At 59.4% G+C, this 3,609-nt stretch carries 6 protein-coding genes; 5 read left to right on the forward strand and 1 reads right to left on the reverse strand.

What is annotated here, in order from left to right:
* Positions 1–124: 124 nt before the first annotated feature.
* The 5 genes from EOA27_RS27585 (at position 125) to EOA27_RS27605 (ending at position 2,586) form a co-directional block, all read left to right on the forward strand.
* Positions 125–487 carry a response regulator gene (locus EOA27_RS27585; protein WP_126082979.1) on the forward strand — a complete coding sequence of 121 codons (363 nt, stop codon included), beginning with the start codon at positions 125–127 and terminating at the stop codon, positions 485–487.
* A gap of 435 nt (positions 488–922) precedes the next feature.
* On the forward strand, positions 923–1,111 hold the full coding sequence (locus EOA27_RS27590; RefSeq protein ID WP_126082980.1) for a DUF3606 domain-containing protein: 189 nt from the start codon (positions 923–925) through the stop codon (positions 1,109–1,111).
* Positions 1,112–1,423: 312 nt separating this feature from the next.
* Positions 1,424–1,564, forward strand: coding sequence for a hypothetical protein (locus EOA27_RS42350; RefSeq protein ID WP_245467077.1), 141 nt, complete (start codon positions 1,424–1,426; stop codon positions 1,562–1,564).
* A 349-nt stretch (positions 1,565–1,913) separates the two neighbouring features.
* Positions 1,914–2,096, forward strand: coding sequence for a hypothetical protein (locus tag EOA27_RS27600; protein WP_127257740.1), 183 nt, complete (start codon positions 1,914–1,916; stop codon positions 2,094–2,096).
* A gap of 199 nt (positions 2,097–2,295) precedes the next feature.
* On the forward strand, positions 2,296–2,586 hold the full coding sequence (locus tag EOA27_RS27605; RefSeq protein WP_126082982.1) for a hypothetical protein: 291 nt from the start codon (positions 2,296–2,298) through the stop codon (positions 2,584–2,586).
* A 469-nt stretch (positions 2,587–3,055) separates the two neighbouring features.
* Here EOA27_RS27605 and EOA27_RS27610 read toward each other — a convergent pair whose 3' ends face one another.
* Positions 3,056–3,409: a hypothetical protein gene (locus EOA27_RS27610; protein ID WP_126082983.1), complete on the reverse strand. Its 354-nt coding sequence runs from the start codon at positions 3,407–3,409 to the stop codon at positions 3,056–3,058.
* Positions 3,410–3,609: the final 200 nt, after the last annotated feature.

A 3,609-nucleotide genomic window follows, 5' to 3' on the forward strand; every position in this document is an offset into this window, starting at 1 on the left:
GGATTTGGCACCAGGCTCATTGAGCGCTGCATCGAACGCGACCTTGGCGGTGAGCTCGATATCACCTTCGAACCGCAGGGACTTTCATGCCGAGTGACCATTCCACTGCGGGGCACTGTTAGGAATGGGTGAGCTGGCCGGCTTGCGTGCGCTGGTCGTCGAGGACGAAGGCAGCGTTGCTTTACTGATAGAGGACATGCTGGAGCAACTAGGTTGCGTGGTGGCAGCTTCGGTGGCTACGCTTGGCAAGGCATTGTCGGCTGCCAGTGTTGAACCCTTCGATTTCGCGGTACTGGACGTTAACCTCGGCGGAGAGCTTGTCTTCCCGGTTGCCCAGGAACTGCAGAGCAGGAATATCCCGTTTATATTTAGCACAGGGTACGGCAGGATGGGGATGCCGGCGACATTCAGCGACTGCCAGGTCTTGGCTAAACCGTTCGCGCCGGCGGAGCTGGAGCGAGCCCTTTGCATTGCGTTGCGCCGATAGGTTTGAGTTCTCCCGCAATGAGATCAGCTTCCGTCCGAAACCCTGAAAGGTCACGTGGCGCAGCCCGGCGTTAACGGGCTTGAACCTACTCCTGCGCCGCCAAGGGCCTCTCTTTGTTCGCCACCGGTATTTGTCCGTCCAGTCGATGCCGATCTTGGTGTAGAGGCGGATGTCGTCGGCATCCTTGATCACCTATGTCCGGTAGCCGTCGAACTTGATTTCGTGACTCCATTCGGAGCCGGCCGGCGGATCGTCGAACCGCTCCGGCTCCATCGGCTTGATGAAGCTGAGCCTGAGGCCGTCCTTACGCATGCACACATCCCCGAACGGCGACTCAATAGCGCAGCGGTCTTTCGGTTCCGTTAGCAGTGGCTAAAGAGAGCGGGAACTTTCACGGCCTCGTCAATGTTCTTCAACATTCAGGAGGACGCCCTAATGGCAGATGACAAGAGCAAGCGGGACTTTCGCGATCGGGACCGGGTCTCGGCGGACGAGGAATACGAGGTTGAGTATTTCGCCCAGAAGGTCGGACTGACACCTCAGCAGGTTCGCGAGCTGATCAAGAAGCACGGCAATGATCGGACTACTCTCGAGCGCGAGGCGAAAGCCATGGGACGGAGGTGATTGAGTGCCCCGGTACAAGGTGGAAGAGCTCTACGGCGAAGAGGTCGTCTCGTGGCAAACCGTAGACGCTGAAGAACCGCTAAGGGCGGTAGAGCATGTCGCTCAAACGCCGGTCTCCACCAGAGGTTTGCAGGAGCATTGGTTTCGGGTGGTCGACGAGGAGGCAGACAGCGTCTCGGAGTTCAGTCTCGCTGAGGCCGTACCGCGAGACTTCTCGAAATGAGGGGCAGCCGAATAAATGATCCGGACTGCCGCGCAGCTCTATTGCTGATCAGGGCAACCATCGAAGAGCACTGCCCGCCTGGCGTCCTGATGAGCGAGGAGCAAGTGAACGGGCATTACGGCCCGACGCTGCTCGACGAGGCCGAGGCACTGGCGGCCGCGATTGTCGCCACGGTGGAGTGGCTGTCATTCGACGCGACGAAGCCGCCGGCGCCAAGCGTCAAGGGCTAGATCTCAGTCTCGCGAGCACCGCAGGTTAAGCCAGCTTCCGAATAATCCAATCCAGAATTTGGGGATCAACATCCTTGTGGCCGGTGTACGACTGGATCAGCTGCGTAGCCATCTCCCGCCATTGGCTTTCCGGCGCCTGGCTTTCCTGGACTTCGTTTAGGAAGGCTGATCGTATGATTTAGGCGTCCGGCGCCGTCAGGTGTGATTTCGCCATCGTTCCCTCACCCCGCGGGGGCGAAAACCATTGCCCGCACGGAGGTGAATTATATCTCAAACGGGCGGTTTCGCGAGCCGTGTGAGGCGGAACAAGTGTTTAGGCGGCGGGTTGAATCCCAGTAGGAGATTTCCCGTGACTGACACGCCCGGCAGACCAGAAAACGCCCGGGCCTATATCATCCAACGCTTAATGGAAGAAACCGGGATTTCGGTAGAGGAAGCGAAAGAGTTGATTGGGGTCTTAGGCTTTGAGTGGCCCTCGCTCCTACGCGAGGCCAATATCATAGTTGAAAGGAAGCGGGCTGGCCGGGTCTGATATTGTCATGGAAGGGCCCGTCGCCATGCTCGGGAGGAAAATGGCCACGGGCTGACCCTGAGACGTCCAGCGGCTATACCCCGAAGGGATCGACCGCTTCGCCTACAACCAACAAGCGTCCAACGGGTTGCAGACAGTTTTATGTACAGTAGAACAGGCTTGACTAACGGCGTAGCCGCACCAGACTCGCCTTATGGCGATGGGCAGCATCAAGGTCGGGGATACCGTTGCGATCACCGCAACGATCCGCAAGCGCGTAACTGAGGATCGAGTGAGCGTGCTGATCCCCTCATATCATCAGCCCCATTCGATTGTGGACACCACACCAAACGTTAGCAGCGGGCAGAAGATTGAGCTTACGGGGGAGGTCACCAGGGTAGATGGGGACAGCGTGACCGTCGGCGGCAAAGATCTCGGCATTACGGTCAAGCGCAGCGCAGTGCGACTTGTCACCAGTCATGTGGCGCCGAAGCGGAAGACATCCACCTGATAGAGAAAGCCCGTCGCCGATGTCACAGGCGACGGCACTACCAAGGGTCGAGCGTTTAAAATGCACGTGATTTGGAACCCGCGCTTTCACAAATGTTAAGCCTAGCAACCAGGCGAGTGTGATCGCGCGGCAGTCTCGCCAGGGCGGCGATCACCAGTCCGTCATCGTGGGGCGACACTATCAAATGTATTCGTGCATGCCGCTCGTCCCGACTATTTTGCTGTCATGGCAACCTCCACAAGGCAAACGCCACAGTCGGTGGTGCAGCTTCTAGGTCCGCTGCGTAGAAAGGCCGCTCGTTACCGCGGCGGGTCCACGGAGGCGGGTGATGAGTTGGTGGAGTTGACCTTGCGGGTTGCGCTTTCAGAAGAGTCCAATCGGCCACCGGAAGTCAGCCTCAACAGATGGCTGAACGACATCATGAAGCGGCACCTCAACTGAATGCCCACCCAGACGGTCTAAGTTGTATCTAGGAGCGCTTTCGCTCGATCTTGTCGCCTTCAATGAAGCGATCCATGCGCTCGTGCAAGGTGGATACGCTGCCCTTCAGGTCGCGCACGCCGGTCATCACCTCGTCACGGAATTCTCGCAGGCCGGCCTTTGTGATGTAGGTCTCTGCAACGTGGAGCTTGTGCGCCGCAAGCTGCTCGGTCAACAAGGAGACCGAGGCCATCGCCGTGTCGGCGCGCAGATGCGCGTCACGCGCATCCTTCTTGACCTCGTCCCGCGCCACCTTGATCGCGGCTTCGATGCGCCACCACAGCCCGCCGACTGCGCCGATGACGGCCATCAGAAAAACGATGTTCGAATTGAAGTCCGCCATCTGCTGGATGCCTTCTGCCGGCTAGGATTTCAGTTCGGCGCGGCGCGCGGCGCTTGCCCTGGTATGCCGGTCGCACTCAGCGCCCGTATAGAGGCCAACGGCACAGCCGGGCGCCATCGTCCGGTCGATCCTGTTCTGGTCGGCGAGCGTCTTGCCCTGCGCGCCGGCGAGGCTGTTACCGAGGGCCGAGCGCAGGGCTG

The organism is Mesorhizobium sp. M2A.F.Ca.ET.037.01.1.1 (assembly GCF_003998075.1).
In the GTDB taxonomy this organism is placed as follows: Bacteria; Pseudomonadota; Alphaproteobacteria; order Rhizobiales; family Rhizobiaceae; genus Mesorhizobium.